This is a genomic window from Hyphomonas sp. UBA3601, from assembly GCF_002375605.1.
Classification (GTDB): Bacteria; Pseudomonadota; Alphaproteobacteria; order Caulobacterales; family Hyphomonadaceae; genus Hyphomonas.
The window spans coordinates 42,884-46,197 of the sequence record NZ_DFME01000107.1; the positions used below are offsets into that span (position 1 = coordinate 42,884).

Here is a 3,314-nt window from a genome sequence, read left to right on the forward strand (position 1 = left end):
CCATGACCGATGATGTAGACGCCGGTGCCAACATAGGTGAACGGCCCGGGATTGTTCGCGATTACGCGGCGAATGAGCGGGGAAACCTGCTCTACGATGCCGTATTCGAACTCGATTTCGCGAACGTAGGGAATAGCCATATTATTCTAGTCTCTTGCAGCGATCCTGGCTTGCCGGAGCGATCAGCGCTTCTTCGAAGCAAAGGCGACGGCAAAGGCCTGCGCCATGCGACGTGTAGCCCTCAGCTTGGCGCCAAGCTTCAGCGCCACGGGCGGGCCCATATCCGTCTTGTTTGCATCGACGATGTAGATTCGTCCGGATGAACGGTCACGTAGGACGTCAACGCCGCCCCAGTCCAGTCCGATCGATGCAGCAAACCGCTCAATCACGGCAATTTCATCGCTCGTGTAGCAATTGCGAGGCTCGTCGAGCAAAACCTGAACATTCTCGTTCAGGAAACGGCGCTCCAAGGGCCGACGCTTGCGGAACACGATGACGGGTGAGCCGGCCACGATGCAACAGCGCAGATCCTCGACCAGACCGCCTTCGATCTCATTGTCGACGAGGCGCTGATAGGTCTTGCCCGGCAGGGGCGTATCCAGCGGACCTTCCAGAATCCGGCCATCATGCGCGGCATTCAATTCAGACTTCTCGACCATGCGGCCCTGATGGGTCGTTGGGTCAACCGATAGAGAATATCCCGCAGCCTCACCGAAAGCGGCTGCGACGGTCGATTTTGAAATATCATCACAAGTGAAATTGACCAGTTTCGCCCCATCACGAACCATCGGGACCGTATTGTCGGTTTCGGTGGAGTCATCAAACTGCATGACAATGTCAGCGGTCGCGACGTCATCAATCAATTTGGCACCTGACACATGTGTCACGGGCCAGATGAAATACCATGGGCGTGGCTTGTCAGGATAGAATGCAATCGTGGGGCGCTTGTGTCCGGTGACCCGGCGCCAGGTGCGCCATGTCTGCGCAAAGAAATAGAAGCAGAACCAGGTGAAGATGTCGTGCGCCAGCGAAAATGTGAGCGGAACGCGGTGCCCGGTCTTCTTCACCAGCATGGCGCCGTCATCGTATTTGAAATCGGTGATCCACAGACGATCGCTCATCCATTCCACTCCTCTTGCGCATACAGCCTCATGGCCAGCGCCTCCCTGTCTTGGCCTTCGCATGACCGGTCATCACTGACAACACACATAATGCGGCGCAAGTGTGACCACTTGCTCACAACATCTGTGAGCAGGATGGTCACAGCAGCGATTGCAGACTCGACAGATCATAGCCCGCATCTGCGGCAGCATCGACGATTTCCTGACCTGTACCCTGCCCGGCATGAGTCAGGGCCCATGCCGTTATGCATCGTGTCCCGGTGCGGCAATACGCCAACACCGGTTGAGGCGCTTCGTTCAGGATATTGCTCATCCGCTCGACGACTTCTGGGGTGGGGGCGCCTGAGAAAGGAAGTGCCACAAAGGCCAAACCCAGGGATTCGGCTTTGGCACGAATCGCGCCCATACGGGGCTGGTCTACGCCGCCTTCGCCATCTGGGCGGTTCGCAACAATGGTTTTGAAGCCTGCAGCCTGAATTTGGGCAACATCCTCCTCGTTAATCTGGGGGGCGACAGCAAAAGCTTCCGTAACGCGGCGAATATCGGCCATATTTTAGTGTCCCTGCCTGAGTCTGCGGTCTTGATCGGCTGTCGCTACAAGCTAAGGATTGCGGATCGTTATGCCAAGCGTCGGTGACGGCGGCATGATCAAATTCCTATTACCAGCAGCGGAATAACTTAAGTACGTGTCCTCATTTCAACGTGTCATCAGCCGAATTCCGTGGGCCTATACGTTCAGGCGTCTGCTAATTGCAATCCCCACAATGCTTGCCATCATAACGATGGCGTTCTTCATGATGCGAGCCGCGCCGGGCGGTCCGTTCGATGGGGAGCGGAAACTGCCGCCTGCGATCGAACAGGCCCAACTCGCCTATTTCGGCATGGATAAGCCCGTTCACGAGCAGTATTTCGACTATGTCGGCGGCGTGCTGGTCGGGGATTTTGGCCCGTCCTACAAGACGCTTGGCAAGAGCGTAAACGACTTGATTGCAGACGGCCTGCCCATCTCCCTCACCATCGGGTTTCTCTCCATGGGTCTGGGAATAGCGGTGGGCACATTGCTGGGTGTTTTTGCGGGACTCAGGCAGAATTCAGCGGCGGATTACAGCGTCATGGGGATCGCCATGGCAGGCATTTCGATCCCCACCTTTGTTACCGGTCCGATCCTGATTTTCATCTTTGCCCTGGGGGCTGGCATCTTCGCGGTTGGCGGTCTCGGAACCTATCCGAATATCGGGATGAACTGGCACAATATGACCTTGCCCGTAATTACTCTGGCCCTGCCACAGATTGCGATCATCTCCCGCCTCATGCGCGCCTCGATCATCGAGACAATGCGTTCCAACCATATCCGCACGGCGCGTTCCAAAGGCCTGACCGAACGCCAGGTGATTGCGCGTCACGCCCTGCCATCGGCCTTGCTGCCACTGATCTCGTATGCCGGCCCCGCAATGGCACGCGTCATGACCGGGTCAGTGGTGATCGAAAAGATTTTCGGCCTGCCCGGCCTCGGCTCATATTTTGTCGATGGTGCCCTGAACCGTGACTACACGCTCGTGATGGGCGCAATCATTGTCTATGCGGGCCTGATCGTACTGCTCAATCTTGTAGCAGACATTCTCTACGCCCTGCTTGATCCGAAAGTGAAGTACGATTGATGACGGATCTTGATCCTCTCCTCGACCCGACTGGTCGCATCGAACCGGTTCAGAATGCCATTATTGGGGGACGCTCGCTCTGGGAAGATGCCCGGGCGCGCCTGTTCCGCAACCGCGCCGCCGTCGTCTCCATGTGGATTCTCGGCTTCCTCATTCTGTTTGCAGTCGTCGGGCCATTTGTCTGGGTCCACAAATACAGCACCATTTCTGACCTGCGCACCATTGCGCCGACGCTGGAAGGCCTGCATCCGCTCGGAACCGACCTGCAGGGACGAGACCTGCTTGCGCGCCTGATGATCGGCCTGCGTATCTCGCTCATGGTCGGCATTGTCGCCACGGCTGTCAGCCTCGTGATCGGCGTCAGTTGGGGTGCGACGGCAGGTTATCTCGGTGGTCGCGTCGACAATTTCATGATGCGCATTGTCGACGTACTCTACGCTCTGCCCTTCATCTTCTTCGTGATCCTGTTGCTGACGGTGTTTGAGCGCAACATTGTGCTGATCTTTGCAGCCATCGGCGCGATCGAGTGGCTGAC

4 protein-coding genes and 1 pseudogene are annotated in these 3,314 nt (G+C 57.1%); 2 read left to right on the forward strand and 3 right to left on the reverse strand.

The window, feature by feature from the left end; translation table 11 throughout:
• From B4F73_RS16765 to B4F73_RS10800, 3 genes and pseudogenes are all read right to left on the reverse strand, one after another.
• Window positions 1–140 (reverse strand): annotated as a pseudogene (locus tag B4F73_RS16765) (MBL fold metallo-hydrolase); the annotation flags it as partial.
• A gap of 42 nt (window positions 141–182) precedes the next feature.
• On the reverse strand, window positions 183–1,121 hold the full coding sequence (locus B4F73_RS10795; RefSeq protein WP_290483241.1) for a hypothetical protein: 939 nt from the start codon (window positions 1,119–1,121) through the stop codon (window positions 183–185).
• A 139-nt stretch (window positions 1,122–1,260) separates the two neighbouring features.
• Window positions 1,261–1,671, reverse strand: coding sequence for a TIGR01244 family sulfur transferase (locus B4F73_RS10800; RefSeq protein WP_034810871.1), 411 nt, complete (start codon window positions 1,669–1,671; stop codon window positions 1,261–1,263).
• Between the two features lie 214 nt (window positions 1,672–1,885).
• Here B4F73_RS10800 and B4F73_RS10805 point away from each other — a divergent pair, with 214 nt between their 5' ends.
• Both B4F73_RS10805 and B4F73_RS10810 read left to right on the forward strand, forming a co-directional pair.
• Complete coding sequence (locus tag B4F73_RS10805; protein ID WP_414651732.1) at window positions 1,886–2,779, forward strand: ABC transporter permease; 894 nt, start codon at window positions 1,886–1,888, stop codon at window positions 2,777–2,779.
• Window positions 2,779–3,314: ABC transporter permease (locus B4F73_RS10810; protein WP_290483243.1), on the forward strand; the 536-nt coding region annotated here is incomplete at its 3' end. The genes B4F73_RS10805 and B4F73_RS10810, both read left to right, overlap by 1 nt.